Source organism: Pseudomonas sp. JBR1 (assembly GCF_028198185.1).
Classification (GTDB): Bacteria; Pseudomonadota; Gammaproteobacteria; order Pseudomonadales; family Pseudomonadaceae; genus Chryseomonas; species Chryseomonas oryzihabitans_E.
Genome location: NZ_CP116340.1, coordinates 590,094 through 609,076, shown reverse-complemented (window position 1 = coordinate 609,076; position 18,983 = coordinate 590,094). Strand labels below are relative to the sequence as shown.

Genomic DNA, 18,983 nt, shown 5'->3' with positions numbered 1-18,983 from the left:
GCCTTGTCCGCGGATTTGATGCCACACAGTGGAAAACGCTGCGCGGTTTTCCACGCTACGGGTGACTGGCATCGCCCTGTTGGGCTTCGACGATGGAGCTGTCTCAGCCCAACCTACGGATGATTCGCTTATGTAGGAGCGGCCCATGGCCGCGATGAGGCTTGAGCTTGAACTTGAGTTGCCGAAAGTAAGCGGGCGTTATCGCGGCCATGGGCCGCTCCTACAGGAGCTGCAAGGCTGAACGTAGTGTGGACAACGGCGCAGCCTTGTCCACGGACTTGATGCCACACAGTGGAAAACGCTGCGCGGTTTTCCACGCTACGGGGTGGCTGGCATTGCTCTGTTGGGCTTCGACGATGGAGCCGTCTCAGCCCAACCTACGCATGACTCGCCTATGTAGGAGCGGCCCATGGCCGCGATGAGGCTTGAGCCTTGACTTGGGTTACCGGAAGTAAACCAGGTTATCGCGGCCATGGGCCCCTCCTACAGGTACTGCAGGGCTGAACGTAGTGTGGACAACGGCGCAGCCTTGTCCGCGGACTTGATGCCACACAGTGGAAAACGCTGCGCGGTTTTCCACGCTACGAGGTAACGGGCATCGTCTTGTTGGGCTTCGACGAAGGAGCCGTCTCAGCCCAACCTACAGAACCGCATCAACGTAGGTTGGGTTGAGCGCAGCGAAGCCCAACACTCTCGGTTCAGCGCCGTTTTCAGCGATCCAGGCCGTAACATTGACGAAGGGCGTGGTACTGCTCGCTATAAGCCTGATAACCCAGGTTTCTGGCCTGAAGTGCAGCCAGCTCGTCTTCAACGGTCAGCGCAGCCGGCGTGGCGGTCGAGGCAACAGGCGCGATGGACCGGCGATTGTGAGCCAAGTCACAGCAGCAAAGCGAGCCCTGCGCTGAAGGTCATTCCACCTTCTTGCGGATCCAGTACAGGTAGCGCCCTTCCCCTTCGCTCTTTTCCACCAGCTCATGGCCGAGGAAGACGCAGAATTTGGGGATGTCGCGCTGGGTGGAGGGATCGGTGGCGATGACCTTGAGCAGGGCGCCGGGGGCAATGTCGCGCACCTTGTTGTGCAGCATCATCACCGGCTCCGGGCAGTTGAGCCCGCTGGCGTCGAGGGTGGCATCGGCTTCGAGGGTCATCGGCACTCCAGAAAACGCTAAAAATAGATATCGAGTAGGCGCGAGAACCTGTGCAAAGTTTCGCGAGCTAAAGACAGGCAAGGCGCAACGACGAGCGAGAGTAACAGCCAACGGCTGGCCCGAAGGGTGAGCGCCAGCGAATAAAGCCGTCGAGGAAGCGCAGTTTACGAGTGTAAATGAGCATTTCGACGGGTCCACCTCAGGGCGGGCTGGCGATCCAGGCGGCTGCCAACGCAGCCTGGCCGACGCGCAGCAAACTTTGGATAGGTCCTCAGGGTTTCCGATCCATCCGGCGCAAATGACAGGTCACTTCCTCGCGGTCGTGGTAGAGCTGCTTGCAGCCGATGACCACGCGCTGGCCGCGACCTTCGAAATGGTCGCGCAGGCGCTCGAGGATGCCGGCTACTTCGCGATAGCGCTGCTTCATCGGTAACTTGAGATTGACTACCGCCTCGCGGCAATGGCCCTCGCCGATCCAGCGTTCGATCAACGCCGCGGTACGCGCAGGTTTCTCGACGATGTCGCAGACCATCCAGTCCACCGGTCGCTTGGGGACGTAGGCATAGCCGTCGACCTGCAGGTGCTCCACCAGGCCGCTGTCCATCAGCGCCTCGTTCATCGGGCCATTGTCCACCGCTGTCACCAGCATCTCGCGGGCCACCAGCTGCCAGGTCCAGCCACCAGGCGCCGCGCCCAGATCCACGGCACGCATCTCCGGCGCCAGGCGAGTCTCCCATTCGGCGCGGGGAATGAACTGGTGCCAGGCTTCTTCCAGTTTGAGCGTCGAGCGACTGGGGGCCTCGCGGGGAAACCTCAGCCGCGGGATGCCCATGGGCCAGAGCGCGGCGTTGCCCGGCTCGACCACGCCGACGAAAACCTCGCGTCCGCTGAGAAAGGTCAGCTGCAGCCGTGGCGCCCGGGCATCGTCCACCAGGCGGCCGGCCTTGCGCAGCGCCAGGGTCAGGGGGCGCTCGAATTTCTTGCAGAAGGTGGAGAGCGCCTTGCCATCGTTGGTGTCGGGCATCTCCAGGGCCAGGCTGCCGCAGACGGGATAGCCCGCCAGCAGCTCCAGCAACGGACCGATGCGATCCTGCTCGGGCAGGCTCAGAAAGGCGCCGCGCGACCATTGGCGGGGAAAGACCAGCTCGGCGAACCTCAGGTGCTGCATCAGGCGCGCGGCGTCGGTCGCATCGCCGCAGACGAATTCGGCATAGGCCGCGCCCGGCTTGCCTTTGGCGTAGCCCGCCACGCCGAGCAGCGCCGCCCGCTCACCGAGCTCGGCGCAGACCTCGCCTTCGAATCCGGTACGGCACAGCAGCAACAAGGTATTCACGACAGGGCTTCCTCAAGGGGTCACGCAGGGCGCGCACTATACCCCAGCGCGCCGTCTGGGGAACGCCAGCGGCGGCTGTCGGTCCAGTACTACACCTAGAAAAATCAGTCCGCGCAGCGCTGGAACGGGTCTTGTCTGCCTTTCGAGGCCCGAACGGCCAGCGGGCAACCGTCGATAAGGAGACCCTGATGCCAGCCCTGGACAGCCTAAAAAGCCTCAAGACCCTGCAGGTAGGCGAGCGCACCTACCACTATTACAGCCTGCCCGACGCGGCCAAGACCCTTGGCACTCTCGACAAGCTGCCCAAGTCGCTCAAGGTGCTGCTGGAGAACCTGCTGCGCTGGGAAGACAACCAGACCGTTACCGGCGAGGACCTCCAGGCCCTGGCCGACTGGACCAAGACCCGTTCCGCCAATCGCGAGATCCAGTACCGGCCGGCGCGGGTGCTGATGCAGGACTTCACCGGCGTACCGGCAGTGGTCGACCTGGCCGCCATGCGCGAAGCCGTGGCCAAGGCCGGTGGCGATCCGCAGCGGATCAATCCGCTTTCCCCCGTCGACCTGGTGATCGACCACTCCGTGATGGTGGATCGTTACGCCAATGAAAACGCCTACCACGAGAACGTCGAGATCGAGATGGAGCGTAATGGCGAGCGCTATGCCTTCCTGCGCTGGGGCCAGAACGCCTTCGACAACTTCCGCGTGGTCCCGCCGGGCACCGGTATCTGCCACCAGGTCAACCTGGAGTACCTGGGCCGCACCGTCTGGACCAAGGAAGAGGACGGCCGCACCTATGCCTTCCCCGACACCCTGGTCGGCACCGACTCTCACACCACCATGATCAATGGCCTGGGCGTGCTGGGCTGGGGCGTGGGCGGCATCGAGGCCGAGGCGGCCATGCTCGGCCAGCCGGTGTCCATGCTGATCCCCGAGGTGGTGGGCTTCAAGCTCACCGGCAAGCTGCGCGAGGGCATTACCGCCACCGACCTGGTGCTGACCGTGACCCAGATGCTGCGCAAGAAGGGCGTGGTGGGCAAGTTCGTCGAATTCTTTGGCGATGGCCTGGCCACCCTGCCCCTGGCCGACCGCGCCACCATCGGCAACATGGCGCCGGAATACGGCGCCACCTGCGGCTTCTTCCCGGTTGACCAGATCACCCTGGATTACCTGCGCCTGTCCGGCCGTCCCGAGGAAACCGTGCAGTTGGTGGAGGCCTACACCCAGGCCCAGGGCCTCTGGCGCAACCCCGGCGACGAGCCGGCATTCACCGACGTGCTGGAACTGGACATGGGCGAAGTCCAGTCCAGCCTGGCCGGTCCCAAGCGACCCCAGGATCGCGTACTGCTCGGCGAGGTCGCCAAGACCTTTGCTGACTTCACCGCCCTGGCGCCGAAAAAAGCCGAGGCACCCAAGGCCGGCAGTGGCGTCGAAGTCCAGCTCGACGGCCAGACCTTCCAGCTGGAGGACGGCGCGGTGGTAATCGCTGCCATCACCTCCTGCACCAACACCTCCAACCCCAGCGTCATGATGGCAGCCGGTCTGCTGGCCAAGAAGGCGGCCGAGAAGGGCCTGATGCGCAAGCCTTGGGTGAAGTCTTCTCTCGCCCCCGGCTCCAAGGTGGTGACCGACTACTACAATGCCGCCGGTCTCACGCCCTATCTCAACGACCTTGGCTTCGACCTGGTCGGCTATGGCTGCACCACCTGCATCGGCAACTCCGGCCCGCTGCTCGACCCCATCGAGAAGGCGATCCAGGACGCCGACCTCACCGTGGCTTCGGTGCTCTCCGGCAACCGCAACTTCGAAGGCCGGGTGCATCCGCTGGTCAAGACCAACTGGCTGGCCTCGCCGCCGCTGGTGGTGGCCTATGCGCTCGCCGGCAGCGTCAAGGTCGATCTGACCCAGGAGCCGCTGGGCACCGGCAATGACGGCCAGCCGGTCTACCTGAAAGACGTCTGGCCCACCCAGCAGGAAGTGGCCGACGCCGTGCAGAAGCTCGACACCGCCATGTTCCACAAGCAATACGGCGCCGTGTTCGACGGTGACGAGAAGTGGCAGGCGATCCAGGTGCCGGACGCCGAAACTTATGTCTGGGATGCCGACTCCACCTACATCCAGAATCCGCCGTTCTTCGAAACCATCGCCGGCGATCCGCCACGTATCGCCGATATCCACGATGCCCGCATCCTGGCGCTGCTGGGCGACTCGGTCACCACCGACCACATCTCCCCGGCCGGCAACATCAAGAAGGACAGCCCCGCTGGCCGTTATCTGGCCGAGCATGGTGTGGCCTATGCCGACTTCAACTCCTACGGCTCGCGCCGTGGCAACCACGAAGTCATGATGAGAGGCACCTTCGCCAACATCCGCATCAAGAACGAGATGCTGGGCGGTGAGGAAGGCGGCAACACCTACCACGTGCCCAGTGGCGAAAAGCTGTCGATCTACGACGCGGCCATGAAGTACGAGTTGGAGAACACCCCGCTGGTCATCATCGCCGGTAAGGAATACGGCACCGGTTCGTCCCGTGACTGGGCCGCCAAGGGTACCAACCTGCTGGGCGTCAAGGCCGTGGTCGCCGAGAGCTTCGAGCGCATCCACCGTTCCAACCTGGTGGGCATGGGCGTGTTGCCGCTGCAGTTCAAGGACGGCGTCGACCGCAAGTCCCTGGGGCTGACCGGCAAGGAGAAGATCGCCGTGCTGGGCATCGACGGCGTCGAGTTGCGTCCGCGCATGCCGCTGACCCTGGAAGTCACCCGCGAGGATGGCAGCCTGGAAAGCGTCGAGGTGCTCTGCCGTATCGATACGCTCAATGAAGTGAGCTACTTCAAGGCCGGCGGCATCCTGCACTACGTGCTACGGGAGTTCCTGGCCAAGCCTGCGGCCTAAGCAGGCGCCAGCGAACGCCCGGCAGCCTGGCTGCCGGGCGTTCTGCTGTCAGGGGGTTGCCGTACCAAGGCTCGGGCCGTCGAAAGAACGGTCCAGGACTCCAGACTCCTGGTGCCGCCCTGCCTCGCTACTCCTCAAGGTTGCCCAGGGGACCCAGGGTGCAAATGCTCATGCCCGCAACTTCAAAGCCAGACCGTCGCGGCCAACCCCAGGGCACCGAGCACGAAGCCGACCAAGGCGCCCCGTCCAGGCACTTCGTGGAACAGCATCCAGATCAGCAGCGGCTCGCAGATCAGCAGAACCAGAACGGAGACGACCGCGACCAGCCAGATATTGCCGGTTGCCCTATAGCCGAGGGCGTAGGCCAACAGCAGGCAGAGCCCGGAAAAGCAGGCGAAGCCGGCCAGCAACAGCACATCTCGCCAGTCGCGGCTTACCGCTACCGCCAAGCGCGCCGCGGCCAACTCACCGTAGATGATGCAGGCTTCGCCAATGATCATGAGGGCGATAGCCGAGATACCCAGGAGTTCTTTGGACATGAAGGACCTTCTTTGTGAACCGAGAAGACCGACGCTGCGCGCACATTGGCCCAGCGGCCAGGACAGGTGTCGCGGACGTGGCGTCCAATGGGGTCAAGGTTCAGTGCAGAAGGCGTGCATAGCAGGCATCTCTTCAAAGGACTGGCTGCTGGATGCTAGCTCCTAGTGCGCTGGTAGGACTGCGCTCAAAATGAAGCGTCGGACCTTCTCCCAGCTGAGACCTTTCGTATGAGCCACCCATGGCCGCGATGGAGCCCTTCAACCGAGGCCTTAGCCGTAGGTGAAAAAGATTAAGTCATCATGGCGGTCAGGTAGTCCACTGATGCGGTCGCTCCTACAGTAGCCAGGGCCGGTCCCTGAAGAAACGCCTAATGCTCCCTCATCATCCCATCCTCAGGGTAGCGAGCATCCATTGAGGAATGGTCATCACGGTGGCGAGGCCAATGAACACTTGGTTGGTGCCGCGCTCATAACACCCTCCAGGCTGATGCTTCCCTGCGATGCAGGTAACGAGCGAACGCTTCTAGCCTGGCAATCGGCCGTCGCGATTACGCTCAGGCCGTTACCACACGCCGGGCCATCACCTGACCAGTCACGAGCACGATGAGGACGCCGAGGGCGCCGGCCGCATAGGGGACCCAGTGCATGTCGGCCGTACCGAGCCACCCCTGCAGGAGTTCATCGCTGGCGATCAACTTGCCGGCGATCCAACCGAGCAGGGCCGCGCCGGCCATGACCAGCCAGCGAAACTTTTCCATGAGTTTCAGGATGATCTGGCTGCCGAAGATGATGATGGGGATGCTGATGAGCACCCCGGTGACGGCCAGGCCCAGGTGCCCCTGGGCCGCGCCCGCCACAGCGATGACGTTGTCCAGGCTCATCACCACGTCGGCCACCATGATGATCCAGATGGCCTGCCCCAGGGTGGTCCCGGCCTTGACGTCCGCCTCGTCATCCTCTGGCACCAGCAGCTTGATGCCGATCCATAGCAGCAGCACACCGCCGACCACCTTGAGCAGCGGCCAGCCCAGCACATAGCTGGCGACGAACAGCAGCAGGATGCGCAGGATCACGGCGCCGGCAACTCCACCGAGGATGGCCTTGCGACGTTGTGCTTCGGGCAGGCGGCGACAGGCCAGGGCGATCACCACGGCATTGTCGCCCCCCAGCAGGATATCGATGATGACGATCTGCAGCACACCAGCGAGAAAAACGGGATCGGACAGGGTGGCGAGCAAGGGCAACCTCAAGACGAATGCGATGGGACAGGCCTTTGGCAGCGGGCCGCGTCGATGATTTCATCCGGCGGCTGCCAAGGAGGCAAGAATACCGTCCTCGGCCTTGCTCTTCGCGACGATCAGGCACTGGAGGCGGATACAGGTCTCGGAAACGTGACCGCCCGCCAGTGTCCGGTGACCTCAGGGCGTCCCTGAAGCCATACCGAGGCGCACATCGCCCTGACCGCTGGCCGCCAGCTCACGGGCGACAAAGCCATTGCGCAGCTGCTCGTCGAGAAAGGCCTGCACGAAGGCCGCTGCCGCCTCGCGCCCCTTGGGCACGGCCATGGCCTGGCGGATCTCGGTAAAGCTGTCGTCCAGCACCCGATAGCCCGGGTGGGCAGCGGCATGGGCTTCCAGGGGCTGTCGCACGCCCGCCGCGGCATCCAGCTTCTGGTCGACGAACCAGTCGATGGCCGCCGCCGAGGTGGGCGCCCGCACCAGCTGCGCCTGGGTCAGGGTGCGGCTGAGATAGAGGTCATAGGCAGCCCCCTGGCCTACGGCGATGCGCCGTTCCGGCCGATCCAGGTCGGCAACCCCCCGGGCCGGGTCATCCGCGCGCAGCAGATAGGTGCCCTCGATGATGACGTAGGGTGCGCTGAAGGCGATCTGCGCGGCCCGCACCGGCTCGATGGCCAGAAAGGCCAGGTCCCAGGCGTCCTGCTCCAGCGCCGCGAAGACCTTGCCAGCGGCGTCATAGGTAGTGGCCTGCAAGGGCACGCCCAGCCGCTCGGCCAACGCCCGGGCCAGCGCCACCGAGACACCGGTTGGCTCGCCATCGGGTCCGCGCTGGGCCAGCACCGGATTGCCGTAGTTGATCGCGGTGCGCAGGACGCCGTGAGGGGCGAGTTCAGTCATTACCGCTGTGGAGGGGGTCATGTGAGCTCCTTGGATCAGAGGGATTGCCGAGTCGACGCTTTGCTGCCGCAGGCACGGCGGCTTCATAGTGCTGCCTCCGCACGGCCTTTGCACGCCTCTTGCCGAGTCTTACCCGAGTTCTCCGGCGTCTGTCGGGGCTCGGTGGTGAGGTGCCAGGGCGTTCCAAACCCGGCAGAGCGCCATCCTAAAGTTATTCCATAAGGTTATTTAAAGACAGCACTCCAACGCAGTTAACGTATAACCACCGGACCACCGGATCTCTCCCTCCGCCTTTACTCCCGAGGATCCCATGGCCGTGCTCTACACCGTTCTCCGCTTGCGGGCGCCCTTCCAATGAATGCTCCCGCCAAGCAGATACTGCTCAACGCCTTCAACATGAACACCGTGGGCCACATCAATCATGGCTTGTGGACCCATCCGCGCGACACCTCCAGCGCCTACCACACGCTGGGCTACTGGACCGAGCTGGCCCAATTGCTGGAACGCGGGCTGTTCGATGGCCTGTTCATCGCCGACATCCTGGGCGTCTACGACGTCTACGGCGGCAATGTCGACCTGACCCTGCGCGAATCCATCCAGTTGCCTGTCAACGATCCCTTCCTGCTGGTCTCGGCCATGGCCGCCAGCACCCGGCACCTGGGGTTCGGTCTGACCGCCAACCTTACCTATGAGGCGCCCTACCCCTTCGCCCGCCGCCTTTCGACCCTGGATCACCTGAGCGAAGGCCGCGTCGGCTGGAACATCGTCACCGGCTACCTGGACAGCGCCGCCCGGGCCATGGGCCTGGCGCGCCAGATCGCCCACGACCGCCGCTACGACCAGGCGGACGAATACCTGGAAGTGCTCTACAAGCTGCTCGAAGGCAGCTGGGCCGACGACGCCGTGGTCCGTGACCGCGTCCAGCGGATCTATGCCCGTCCCGAGCGGGTGCGCAAGGTCGTGCACCACGGCGAATTCTTCGACGTCGAGGGCTATCACCTCTGCGAGCCCTCGCGGCAACGCACCCCGGTGCTGTTCCAGGCCGGCTCCTCGGATCGCGGTCTGGCCTTTGCCGGACGCCATGCCGAGTGCGTCTTCATTTCAGGGCAGGACCAGGCCGCCACCCGCGCCCAGGTCGAGCGAGTGCGCGGCGCGGCAGTCGCGGCGGGCCGCGATGCCGCGGACGTCAAACTGTTCATGGGCCTCACGGTGATCGTCGCCCCTACCGCCGCCGAGGCACGGGACAAGCACGCCGAGTACCTGAACCATGCCAGCGCCGAGGCCGGGGTCGCCCACCATGCGGCCTCGGTGGGCATCGACCTGGCCGCCTATGGCCTCGACGAACCCATCCGCCCGCAACGGACCGAGGCCATCGAATCGGCGCTCAAGCGCCTGGTGGCTAAGGATGCCGGCTGGACCCGTCGCAAGCTGCTGGAGCAGCACGCCCTAGGCGGACGCTACACCACCCTGGTCGGTGATCCTCGGCAGGTAGCGGATGCCCTGCTCGGGTGGACCGACGAGACCGGGCTGGACGGCTTCAACCTCGCCCGCACCGTCACCCCCGAGTGCTACGGCGACTTCATCGACCTGGTGATCCCGGAGCTGCAGAGCCGGGGTCGCTACAAGACCGCCTACGCCGAGGGCAGCTTCAGACACAAGCTGTTCGGGCGCGGTGATCGCCTGGATTCCCGGCACTTCGGCACCCGCTTCCGTCAGGACTGAACGCTCAAGGACACCCCATGCCCCGCCTGAAACCCCTGCTTTTCGCCCTCGGCCTCGTCAGCGGTACGGCCTTTGCAGCCCCGCTCAAGATTGGCACCACCGCCGCCTTCGCCCCGCCCCTGGAAGTGGCGGTGCAGGAAGCCAAGGCCGCCGGCGTGGACGTCGAGCTCGTCGAATTCAGCGACTGGATCGCCCCCAACACCAGCCTCGCCAACCGTGACATCGACGCCAACTACTACCAGCACATCCCCTTCCTGGAGAACGCCAAGCGCAGTGCCGGCTATGACCTGATGGCGGTGGCGCCGGGGATCATCAACAACGTCGGGCTCTATTCGAAGAAGTACCGCACCCTGGCGGAAGTCCCCAAGGGCGCGCGGGTGGCCATCGCCAACGATGCCATCAATGGCGGCCGTGGCCTGTTGCTGCTGGAGAAGGCCGGCTTCATCACCTTGAAGCCTGGCGTCGGCTACCACGCGACGCTCGCCGACATCACCGGCAATCCGCGCGACATCCAGATCATCGAACTCGAAGCCGTGCAGTTGGCCCGCTCGCTGGACGACGTCGACCTGGCCCAGGGCTATCCGCATTACCTGCGCCTGGCCAAGACCCTCGATCCCAACCAGGCGCTGTTGTTCGACGGCCTCGACCATCCCGAGTACGTCATCCAGTTTGTCGCCCGTCCGGACAACAGGGACGACCCGCGCCTGGCCAAGCTGATCGATCTCTACCAGCACTCGCCCAAGGTGCGCGCCGCCCTGGACCAGGCCTACGGCACCCTGTACCAGCCAGGCTGGAAGAAGTAGCGCTCGCGGGCCCGATCAAGGTTTTTCGACGACGAAGGCGCAACGTCCGCGGTTCCTGCCGCCATCGGGCAGGTCCATGAATTCGTCGACGAGGATGCGCACGCCCTGCTCCAGCAGGAGGCCCCGCAGCACCTCCGGCGGATGGGAATCGTAGAAGAACGGCTGTTCGAACATGGTATCGACGAAGGCTTCGCTCCCCGAACCGCCCGCCGTCAGCATCAGTCGCCCGCCCGCTGGCAGCCCGGCGATCACTCGCGCCAGGACGGGCCCGTGCCAGCGGCGCTCCAGGTGGAACAACGAATCCCAGAGCAGCGCGCCCTGGTAGGGTTCGGCGCAGGCGTAGTTTTCCAGGCGCGCCTCGATCCAGCGCTGCTTGGGGAATTCCCGTCGCGCATGTGCCAGCATGGCAGCGGCCTGATCGACACCGAGCACGCGATGCCCCTCGGCCAGGATGGCAGCGGCGACCGGCGTGCCCGTGCCGCAGCCCAGATCGAGCACGGTGGCACCGGGTGCCAGATTCTCCAGCAGCAGCGCCAGATAGCGCCGCTCGTCGTCTCTAAGGCTGATCCTGGCCTGGCGGAAGGTGTCGGCAATGGCGTTGTAGGAGGTCTTGTTCAAGGTCGGGCTCCCTGGCTATCCCAGGAGCTTAGCCCAGCCAGCTCCCGGCGAAAGGGCCCTGCTTCTCGCATCGGCCCTTTCACCTGGCAATTTTTCCTACCGCGGTTTGGCGTTCTCCGGCTAGCTGCCTGGGTCACGGGCCTGCCAGTGCCTCCCGCGCCACCCAGGCGAGCCCTTTGGCCTAGGCCGCGGCCTGGGAGGCGGCCCGAGCCTCCAGCTCACGCACGAGCGGCAGCACCCGCTGGCCGAAATACTCCACCTCCTCCTGGAAGTGCAGGAAGCCCGCCAGCACCAGGTCCACGCCCTCCGTCTTGAGCGCCACGATGCGCTCGGCAATCTGCTCGGGGGTGCCGATCAGGTTGGGTTTGAAGCCATCGTTGTATTGCACCAGGTCCTCGAAGCTGGAGTTGGCCCAGTTGCCCTGGCCTTCCGGGCTGGCGGCGCCGGCCTGGCGCGCCGCATCGCCGAACGCCTTGACCGCTTCGGGATTGGCCTTGGCGACGATCTCGCGCAGGACCTCGTACGCCTCGGCCTCGGTGTCCCGGGCGATGATGAAGGCGTTTACCCCCACCTTGACCTCGCGCCCCTCCGCCGCGGCCTTGGCGCGCAGATCCTGCACCTGGGCACGAATCTCCTCGCGGGTACCGCCGTTGGTGAAGTACCAGTCCGAGACCCGCGCCGCCATGTCCCGTGCCGCCCGGGAACTACCGCCCTGGAAGATTTCCGGATGCGGCTGCTGCAGCGGCTTGGGTTTCAGGGTGTAGTCGCGGAACCGATAGAAGTCGCCGGCGAAGCTGAAGTTGTCCTGGGTCCAGATGCCCTTGAGGGCGCGGAGGAATTCCTCGGAACGCCGATAGCGCTCGTCGTGCTCCAGCCAGGGTTCACCGATGCCATGGAATTCGCCCTTGAACCAGCCAGATACCAGGTTGATAGCGATGCGTCCGTTGGTGAGCTGGTCGATGGTCGCCAGCTGCTTGGCCGCCAGCGCCGGATTCCAGGGGCCGGGCAGGATGGCGGCGATCACCTTGAGACGCTCGGTGGCGGCCAGCAGCGCATGGCTGAAGGCCACCGACTCGTGCTGGTATTCGGCGCCGTAGCCGGCGGTAAAGCGGATCTGCGTCAGGGCATAGTCGAAACCGGCCTGCTCGGCAAGCTGGGCCAGCGTGCGGTTGTAGTCGATGCCCCAGTGGGTGCGTTGCTCGATGGTGCTGACCACCAGGCCACCGCTGACGTTGGGGACCCAATAGGCGAATTTGACGGGGTTCTGCGACATACGAGGCTCTCCAGGTAGGGCTCGCCATACAAGGCGAGCGAAACGTTGACCCTGAGCCTCCAATCAAGAACCGAACCAAGTCTGAATGTCCCTTTGATTCAATGACTTGGCGGATAAAACACGACGATTTCCCGTGTTGCCGAAGGGACAGCTGTCCGGCCGCTGTTGCCTGAGCAACAGTGCAGCAAGGCCTCTGGCACGCCGGTTTCACACGGATGCCGCCTCAAGTGGCGGTGGTCCGCAGGAATTCGCTCCAGCGCCGCACCAGGTAGTTGTGCTCGTCCATCACCGAATTCCACACGCCGATATGGCTCATGCGCTCGGCGTAGGAACCGCCCTCGCGACGCTGACCCACCTCGATCAACGGCAGGCCGTCGCTACCGTACAGCTCCTCCCGCGCTGGCAGACCGCCGTACCAGAAATCCCACTCCGCTGCGCTCAGGTGATCCCTGGCCCTTACCGGATTGGCGATGTAGAAGCCCTGACGAGCCATGACCGCGCCAGGCCAGCCGGCCAGCCACCAGTTGAGGTAGGCATAGGCGGCATCACGCACCCGTCCCTCGGCGCAACGCGACAGCGACAGGCCGCCGAACCAGGCCCGATAGCCTTCTCGTGGTACCGCCACCCGGTAGTCGACCCCGGCGCGATGCAGGGCCATGAGCATCGGCGACCAGAGACTCTGGATGTCCACGCCAGCGGCCAGGGTCAGCTCGCCGGCGCTGCGGTCGTCGGACCAGAAGGCGGCGAAATGCCGATGCCGCTGGCGCTCCACCAGCAGCTCGGCCAGGCGGTCGATCTCCTCCAGGCGCAGGTTGCCGATGTCGTCGAAGCGCGCGAGACCTGCTGCCTGGATCGCCAGGGCAGCGTCCAGGGCACCGATGGCAGCGTCGCTCTGCAGGGCGCTGTGGCCGCACCAACCCTCGTCGATCAGCCAGGCCCAGCTCTCCTCCTGGCCGACCAGGGCGGTGGGCAGGCTTTCGGGTCGGTAGGCGAAGCTGTCGGCGTTGTGGGTCAGCGGCAGCATGCTGATGCGCTCGCTGGGCTGACCGCCCAGGCTGCCGTCGTGCTGCACATAGAGGCGGTCGCACGGCCGGCAGCCCGGCGCCAGGCGATCCGTGGCGTGCAGCCGCCCACGCTTGGGCAGGTCGTTGATTTCCTCCCAGAGCGCGATGCGGCGGATGTCGATGGGCTGGATGGCCCGTGCCGGCCAGACGAAGTCGACGTTGTGGAACCACTGGTCGTAGAGGTCGTAGCTATCAGGCTCCAGCACGGCGATGCGCTGGGCGGTCTGGACATCGTGGATCTGGTAGACCAGGCGGATGCCCAGCTCTGCTTCCGCCCGCTGGCGGATGGGTTCAAGCAGGGTCACCGAGGTGCCCAGCACCCTCAGGGTCAGCGGCGTGCTCATGCGGCCCGGCCCAGGCCGCCCATGAAGGCGGCGAAGGAGCGCCTGAGCAGCGCGGTATCCAGGTCACGGACGATGAATACCAGGCGCGAGCGACGTTCGCCCGCCGGCCAGGCCGGCAGATGCACCGGTGGATGCAGACTGTGCTGCACGCCGTGGATGACGATGGGTTGGCTGGCGTCGATCACGTCGAGGATGCCCTTGACTCGCAGGATGCGTTGCCCGTGGCATCTTAGCAGCATCGACAGCCACACCCCGAAGGCCATCCAGTCCAGCGGCCGGTCGAACTCCAGGCAGCAGACCTCGGCGCTGCCGTGGCGGCCTTCGGCGACCGCGGCGAACAGGCGCCAGCGACCGACCTCGGCGGCCGGGTCGGCGGCCCGCAGGCCTTCGCCCAGCAGCAGATCGTCACCACCGGCCACGCTGGACGTCAGCGCCCGGGTGGCGGTGGGATTGAGCTGCGCCAGGTGCCGGTCGAGTCGCTCCAGCGTGGCAGGCGCAACCCTGTCGGCCTTGCTCAGCAGCAGGCGATCGGCGGCGGTGACCTGATTGAGCCACTCCGGGTGCAATCGCTCCTGCAGCGCGGCATGCTCGGCGTCCACCACCGTCACCAGGAGCCCCAGGTGGAAGCGTCCGCGCAGCTGGGGATCGAGGTTGAGCGTGGCCAGGATGGGGCCGGGATCGGCCAGGCCGGTGGTCTCCAGCAGGACTCGGCGAAAGGCCGGGATCTCGCCGCGACTACGGCGCCCGTGCAGGGTCAGCAATGCTTCCTTGAGGTCACCGCGCACCGAGCAGCAGACGCAGCCGCTGGGCAGCAGCACGGTATCGGGCGCCACCTCTTCCACCAGCAGGTGGTCGATGCCGACTTCGCCGAATTCGTTGATCAGCAGCGCCGTCTCGCCCAGGGCTTCCTGGGCCAGCAGGCGCCGCAGCAGCGTGGTCTTGCCGCTGCCGAGAAAGCCGGTGATGACATTGACCGCCAGGCTCATGGCGCCCCCTCCAGCGGTGCCAGGACGCGCGGATCCAGGGGATCGAGCGGTCGCCCCAGCACCCCCTCGGCCTGGCGCCAGAGATCGTCCAGCCCCTCGGCCAGCGCCTGGCGTCCGGTCGGCCCCTGGACCAGGTAGGAGGCGCCCTGGACGTCGCTCACCGTGAGCCGGAACGGCGCCACCACCCGGTTGATGGCCGCGACCCGACGCAGGCGCTCGCGCCGTCGCGGCAGGTCGTCGCCCAGGGGATCGCTCCAGTGGAGATCTGGCCCGAGCAGGCCGCAGAGTCCGCACATGGGTACCTCCTAGGGCATGACATCGCCGGAATTGGGGCCCAGGGTCTGGCCGACGAAGAGATTGCCACCCGGATCGCTGGCCAGCAGCAGTGCGACCGGCGCCACCTCCTCCGCGCGCCCGAAGCGCCCTAGCGGCAGCTCGCGGGCCTTGGCTGCCTTCCAGTCGGCGCTGATGCCGTCCACCAGGGGCGTCTCGATGGGCCCGGGGGCGATGGCGTTGACCAGCACGTTGTCGCGGCCCACCTCCAGCGCCAGGGACTTGCTGAAGCCGATAACCCCGGCCTTGGCCGCCGCATAGTGGCAGAGCTCGGCGCCACCCTTGATGCCGAGCTGGGAAGCGACATTGATGATGCGTCCCCAGCGCTGCGCCTGCATGTGCGGCAGGGCGCGCTGGCTGGCGAGAAAGACGCTGGTGAGGTCGACGCGCAGCATGTCGTTCCACTGCTCCAGGGTCAGGTCGACACAGGGTGCCTGGGTCAGCATCCCGGCATTGTTGACCAGGATGTCGATACCGCCGTAAGCCGCCACGCAGGCGTCCACTCCGGCTCTGGCCCCATCCGGCTGGCCAACGTCGGCCACGGTCTCCGTCACCGACGCGCCCAGGGCACGGCATTCCTCGGCCACCCGCGCCAGGTGCTCGGCGTCGCGGTCGGCCAGTACCAGGTGCGCGCCGGCAGCGGCATAGGCTCGCGCGATGGCGGCGCCGATCCCGCTTGCGGCGCCGGTGACCAGGGCGCGACGGTCTGTCAGCTCGAACATGCTCTTCTCCTCAATCGGGCCAGCGCACGGTGAGACCGCCGTCGACGATCAGACTCTGGCCGGTGATGTAGCTGGCTTCGGTACTGGTCAGGAAACGCACCAGCGCAGCCACCTCCTCGGGCTTGCCGACGCGGCCCAGGGGAATGCTGCGGGCGGCCTTGGCCAGGCCCTCCGGACCCAGGGAGTTCTTGGCGTCCAGCGACTGGGGCGTCTCGATCAGACCGGGAATCACCGCGTTGCAGCGAATGCCGCGCGGTGCCAGTTCGACCGCCAGCGAGCGACAGAGGCCCGGCACCCCGGCCTTGGCGGCGGCATAGTGGGCATGGTCCTGCCAGCCGTAGACACCGCCGGCGATGGAAGAGATGGCAACCAAGGCGCCGCCCTCCCCCAGGTGCCGCGCCGCGGCCCGGAAGGTGCGCATCACCCCGGTAAGGTCGACGTCGAGCATCTCGTGCCAGCGCTCATCGCTCATCTCCAGCAGCGGCGCGGCGCGCAGCAGACCGGCGTTGGCCACGGCATAGTCGAGGCGTCCAAAGTGCGCCTGGGCGGCATCGGCCAGGGCATCCACCGAGGCGCTGTCGCTGACGTCCAGCGGTTCGAGCAGGCACTCGCCACCCGCGGCGGCCACCAGCCGCCGGGTGTCTTCGGGGTCATGGGGATCGCCGGGGTAGTAGCCACCGACCACCCGCACGCCATGGCGGGCATAGGTGACGGCCAGGGCCTGGCCGATGCCGCTGGCGGCGCCGGTGATCAGGGCAACGGGTGAGGTGTGAGCATTCATCGAGGCTCCTGTCATTTGAGGCTGGTGGGTTCGACGTGGCGCGCGGCCCACATCACCAGGCCAGAGAGAAAGCACGGCAGGGCGCCGAACCAGAGCGCAGCGCTATGCCACTGGCCACCGTTGCCGAGCACGCTGGTGATGCCGAGGCCGGCGAGGATGGCGCCGATCGGTCCCATGGCGTGGACGATGGCGCCACCCGTGGCACGGATGCTGGTGGGAAAGCTTTCGCCCATGAAGAACAACATGGCCGAATAGGGCCCGGTGAGAAAGAACAGCCCCAGGCTGTAGAGCGCCACCACCGGCACCAACTGGCTCGGCGCCTGCAACATGGCGAAGAAGGCCACACCGCCGCACGTCCAGCCCAGGGCCACGGTGTTGCGCCGGCCGATACGATCGCCCAGCCAGCCATGGAACAGGTAGCCGATAAAGCCGACGGCGTTGGACAGCACCAGGATCCACAGCGAGTTCTCGAAACTGAGCTTGTGCACGCTGACGATCACCGAGGTCCCCAGCACGCTGAACACCTGGATCGCCGACCAGTTGAGCAGGATGGCCAGGCTCAATACCAGGGTCGGGCGCAGGGCCTGGCCCTTGAAGGCCATGGCCACGCCGGCCTTGGCGTGCTCTTCGTAGTCCACGCCGTATTCGTGGGCCAAGGCACGGGCGTCCTGCTCCTGGCCTTCGCGACGCAGACGCTGGATGCGGGCGTGCACCTGGAATTGTGGAGACTCCTTGAGCTTGCGCGCCAGCACGGCGATGACGAAGGCCGGCACGGCGGCGAACACGAAGCAGCCCTGCCAGCCAATGTGGGGCAGCAGCAAGGCAGTGAGCCCGGCGGCGATCAGGGCGCCGATCGGCCAGCCGCTCTGCACCAGGCTGTAGATGAAGCCCCGGCGCCGGATCAGCCGAGGATCGTCGGAGGCGGCATAGACCTCGGTCAGGTAGGTGGCGTTGACCCCCTCCTCCGCGTAGCCCAGGCCAGCGACCGAGCGAACCAGCACCAGTGGCACCTTGCCCATGCCGGCACAGAGCGCGGTCAGCGCCGAGCACAGGGCGGTGCCGCCAATGGTGACGATGATGCCGCCGCGGCGACCGATCCGGTCCACCAGCGGGCCGATGGCGAAGGCGATGATGGCCCCACCCAGCGCCACCCAGGTGGCGAGTTCGGCCTGCTCGGCCTCGCTCCAGTTGAAGTGCCCACCCATCACCGGCAGCAGGGTGCCGAACAGGATGAAGTCGTAGACGGCGAACACCCAGGCGAAGAAGGCGATCCAGGTGGCATAGCGGACATCGCCGGAAGACAGTTGCTGCGGTTTCCAGGCAGCGGTGGTTTCCGTATGGAGCGAGCTGGCGGCAGGGAGGGTCATGGTCCTGTACCTGTGGGCTGGGCGCTTAGCGCTGGCGCGGCTGGCGCCGCAGGAAGTCGTCGGCGATCTCGTCCATGGTGGCGAAATGCACTCCGGCGTGACCCTGGATGTGCTCGATCAGGCGTTCGAGCATCAGCAGCACCTGCGGCCGCCCCGAGACATCGGGATGGATGGTGATGGGGAAGACGGCATAGTCCATCTCGCGATAGACCCAGTCGAACTGGTCGCGCCACATCTCTTCCAGATGGCGCGGATTGACGAAGCCGTGGCTGTTGGGTGCCTTCTTGATGAACATCATCGGCGGCAGGTCGTCGAGGTACCAGTTGGCCGGGATCTCCACCAGGTCGGTTTCCTGGCCGCGTACCAAGGGCTTCATCCAGCTCTCGGGCTGCTGGCTGTAGTCGATCTTGGTCCAGCTGTCGCCCACCCGCACGTAATAGGGACTGAAGTCGTTGTGCATCAGGCTGTGGTCGTACTTGATGCCTTTTTTCAGCAGCAGCTCGTTGGTGACCCGGCTGAATTCCCACCAGGGCGCCACGTAGCCGGTGGGCCGCTTGCCGGCCAGGGTGGTGATCAGCTCGATGGACCGGTCCAGCACCGCCTCCTCCTGCTCAGGGGTCATGGCGATGGGATTCTCGTGGCTGTAGCCGTGGATGCCGATCTCGTGACCTGCCGCGGCCACCGCCTGCATCTGTTCGGGAAAGGTTTCCACCGAATGCCCCGGAATGAACCAGGTGGTCTTGAGGCCGTAGCGCTCGAACAGCTTGAGCAGCCGCGGCGCCCCCACCTCGCCGGCGAACAACCCACGAGAGATGTCATCGGGCGAATCCTCGCCGCCGTAGGAGCCGAGCCAGCCTGCCACCGCGTCGACGTCGACGCCGATGGAAACGAAGATTTCTTTGGCCATCGTTGCAACCTCCAGTACCC

General features: G+C 65.9%; 17 protein-coding genes. 3 read left to right on the top strand and 14 right to left on the bottom strand.

Translation table 11 applies throughout. The features are described from left to right. Positions 1-908 precede the first annotated feature (908 nt). Together tusA and rlmM are read right to left on the bottom strand one after the other, a co-directional pair. Complete coding sequence (gene tusA, locus PJ259_RS02960) at positions 909-1,148, bottom strand: sulfurtransferase TusA (RefSeq protein WP_027597771.1); 240 nt, start codon at positions 1,146-1,148, stop codon at positions 909-911. Positions 1,149-1,419: 271 nt separating this feature from the next. After that, the gene (gene rlmM / locus PJ259_RS02955) at positions 1,420-2,481 is read right to left on the bottom strand and encodes a 23S rRNA (cytidine(2498)-2'-O)-methyltransferase RlmM (protein ID WP_271654660.1); all 1,062 of its coding nucleotides are present in this window, start codon (positions 2,479-2,481) and stop codon (positions 1,420-1,422) included. A 188-nt stretch (positions 2,482-2,669) separates the two neighbouring features. Here rlmM and acnA point away from each other — a divergent pair, with 188 nt between their 5' ends. Next, on the top strand, positions 2,670-5,369 hold the full coding sequence (gene acnA / locus PJ259_RS02950) for an aconitate hydratase AcnA (protein WP_271654659.1): 2,700 nt from the start codon (positions 2,670-2,672) through the stop codon (positions 5,367-5,369). 182 nt (positions 5,370-5,551) lie between these two features. Here the strand turns inward: acnA and PJ259_RS02945 are convergent, their stop codons facing one another. From PJ259_RS02945 to PJ259_RS02935, 3 genes are all read right to left on the bottom strand, one after another. Beyond that, positions 5,552-5,908: a hypothetical protein gene (locus PJ259_RS02945; RefSeq protein ID WP_271654658.1), complete on the bottom strand. Its 357-nt coding sequence runs from the start codon at positions 5,906-5,908 to the stop codon at positions 5,552-5,554. A 554-nt stretch (positions 5,909-6,462) separates the two neighbouring features. After that, positions 6,463-7,146, bottom strand: a complete 684-nt coding sequence (locus tag PJ259_RS02940; protein ID WP_271654657.1) for a TerC family protein — start codon at positions 7,144-7,146, stop codon at positions 6,463-6,465. Between the two features lie 180 nt (positions 7,147-7,326). Then, entirely contained in the window at positions 7,327-8,064 is a 738-nt protein-coding gene (locus tag PJ259_RS02935; RefSeq protein WP_271654656.1) for an ABC transporter substrate-binding protein, read from the bottom strand. A gap of 333 nt (positions 8,065-8,397) precedes the next feature. On the opposite strand from PJ259_RS02935, the gene PJ259_RS02930 reads away from it, so the two are divergent. Further along, on the top strand, positions 8,398-9,765 hold the full coding sequence (locus PJ259_RS02930) for an LLM class flavin-dependent oxidoreductase (RefSeq protein ID WP_271654655.1): 1,368 nt from the start codon (positions 8,398-8,400) through the stop codon (positions 9,763-9,765). 17 nt (positions 9,766-9,782) lie between these two features. After that, positions 9,783-10,568 carry a MetQ/NlpA family ABC transporter substrate-binding protein gene (locus tag PJ259_RS02925; protein WP_271654654.1) on the top strand — a complete coding sequence of 262 codons (786 nt, stop codon included), beginning with the start codon at positions 9,783-9,785 and terminating at the stop codon, positions 10,566-10,568. A gap of 15 nt (positions 10,569-10,583) precedes the next feature. Here PJ259_RS02925 and PJ259_RS02920 read toward each other — a convergent pair whose 3' ends face one another. From PJ259_RS02920 to PJ259_RS02880, 9 genes are all read right to left on the bottom strand, one after another. Then, on the bottom strand, positions 10,584-11,186 hold the full coding sequence (locus PJ259_RS02920) for a class I SAM-dependent methyltransferase (RefSeq protein ID WP_271654653.1): 603 nt from the start codon (positions 11,184-11,186) through the stop codon (positions 10,584-10,586). A 181-nt stretch (positions 11,187-11,367) separates the two neighbouring features. After that, a complete protein-coding gene (gene sfnG / locus PJ259_RS02915; protein ID WP_271654652.1) occupies positions 11,368-12,459 on the bottom strand; it encodes a dimethylsulfone monooxygenase SfnG in 1,092 nt (363 codons plus the stop codon). A 223-nt stretch (positions 12,460-12,682) separates the two neighbouring features. Continuing rightward, entirely contained in the window at positions 12,683-13,867 is a 1,185-nt protein-coding gene (locus PJ259_RS02910) for an ABC transporter substrate-binding protein (protein ID WP_271654651.1), read from the bottom strand. Further along, positions 13,864-14,853 carry a CobW family GTP-binding protein gene (locus PJ259_RS02905; protein ID WP_271654650.1) on the bottom strand — a complete coding sequence of 330 codons (990 nt, stop codon included), beginning with the start codon at positions 14,851-14,853 and terminating at the stop codon, positions 13,864-13,866. Before PJ259_RS02905 ends, PJ259_RS02910 begins: the two co-directional genes overlap by 4 nt. Continuing rightward, entirely contained in the window at positions 14,850-15,149 is a 300-nt protein-coding gene (locus PJ259_RS02900) for a hypothetical protein (protein ID WP_059314592.1), read from the bottom strand. Before PJ259_RS02900 ends, PJ259_RS02905 begins: the two co-directional genes overlap by 4 nt. A gap of 9 nt (positions 15,150-15,158) precedes the next feature. Continuing rightward, positions 15,159-15,908, bottom strand: coding sequence for an SDR family NAD(P)-dependent oxidoreductase (locus PJ259_RS02895; protein WP_271654649.1), 750 nt, complete (start codon positions 15,906-15,908; stop codon positions 15,159-15,161). A gap of 10 nt (positions 15,909-15,918) precedes the next feature. After that, positions 15,919-16,689, bottom strand: coding sequence for an SDR family NAD(P)-dependent oxidoreductase (locus PJ259_RS02890; RefSeq protein ID WP_271654648.1), 771 nt, complete (start codon positions 16,687-16,689; stop codon positions 15,919-15,921). Positions 16,690-16,700: 11 nt separating this feature from the next. Then, positions 16,701-18,056: an MFS transporter gene (locus PJ259_RS02885; RefSeq protein WP_271654647.1), complete on the bottom strand. Its 1,356-nt coding sequence runs from the start codon at positions 18,054-18,056 to the stop codon at positions 16,701-16,703. Positions 18,057-18,081: 25 nt separating this feature from the next. Continuing rightward, positions 18,082-18,963 carry a polysaccharide deacetylase family protein gene (locus PJ259_RS02880; RefSeq protein WP_059314588.1) on the bottom strand — a complete coding sequence of 294 codons (882 nt, stop codon included), beginning with the start codon at positions 18,961-18,963 and terminating at the stop codon, positions 18,082-18,084. Between the last annotated feature and the right edge of the window lie 20 nt (positions 18,964-18,983).

Excerpts from the sequence above, each read along its gene's own strand:
- tusA (WP_027597771.1), bottom strand. The coding sequence starts at position 1,148 with ATGACCCTCGAAGCCGATGCCACCCTCGACGCCAGCGGGCTCAACTGC.
- acnA (WP_271654659.1), top strand. The coding sequence starts at position 2,670 with ATGCCAGCCCTGGACAGCCTAAAAAGCCTCAAGACCCTGCAGGTAGGC.
- PJ259_RS02945 (WP_271654658.1), bottom strand. The coding sequence starts at position 5,908 with ATGTCCAAAGAACTCCTGGGTATCTCGGCTATCGCCCTCATGATCATT.
- PJ259_RS02935 (WP_271654656.1), bottom strand. The coding sequence starts at position 8,064 with ATGACCCCCTCCACAGCGGTAATGACTGAACTCGCCCCTCACGGCGTC.
- PJ259_RS02930 (WP_271654655.1), top strand. The coding sequence starts at position 8,398 with ATGAATGCTCCCGCCAAGCAGATACTGCTCAACGCCTTCAACATGAAC.
- PJ259_RS02925 (WP_271654654.1), top strand. The coding sequence starts at position 9,783 with ATGCCCCGCCTGAAACCCCTGCTTTTCGCCCTCGGCCTCGTCAGCGGT.
- sfnG (WP_271654652.1), bottom strand. The coding sequence starts at position 12,459 with ATGTCGCAGAACCCCGTCAAATTCGCCTATTGGGTCCCCAACGTCAGC.
- PJ259_RS02910 (WP_271654651.1), bottom strand. The coding sequence starts at position 13,867 with ATGAGCACGCCGCTGACCCTGAGGGTGCTGGGCACCTCGGTGACCCTG.
- PJ259_RS02905 (WP_271654650.1), bottom strand. The coding sequence starts at position 14,853 with ATGAGCCTGGCGGTCAATGTCATCACCGGCTTTCTCGGCAGCGGCAAG.
- PJ259_RS02900 (WP_059314592.1), bottom strand. The coding sequence starts at position 15,149 with ATGTGCGGACTCTGCGGCCTGCTCGGGCCAGATCTCCACTGGAGCGAT.
- PJ259_RS02895 (WP_271654649.1), bottom strand. The coding sequence starts at position 15,908 with ATGTTCGAGCTGACAGACCGTCGCGCCCTGGTCACCGGCGCCGCAAGC.
- PJ259_RS02890 (WP_271654648.1), bottom strand. The coding sequence starts at position 16,689 with ATGAATGCTCACACCTCACCCGTTGCCCTGATCACCGGCGCCGCCAGC.
- PJ259_RS02885 (WP_271654647.1), bottom strand. The coding sequence starts at position 18,056 with ATGACCCTCCCTGCCGCCAGCTCGCTCCATACGGAAACCACCGCTGCC.
- PJ259_RS02880 (WP_059314588.1), bottom strand. The coding sequence starts at position 18,963 with ATGGCCAAAGAAATCTTCGTTTCCATCGGCGTCGACGTCGACGCGGTG.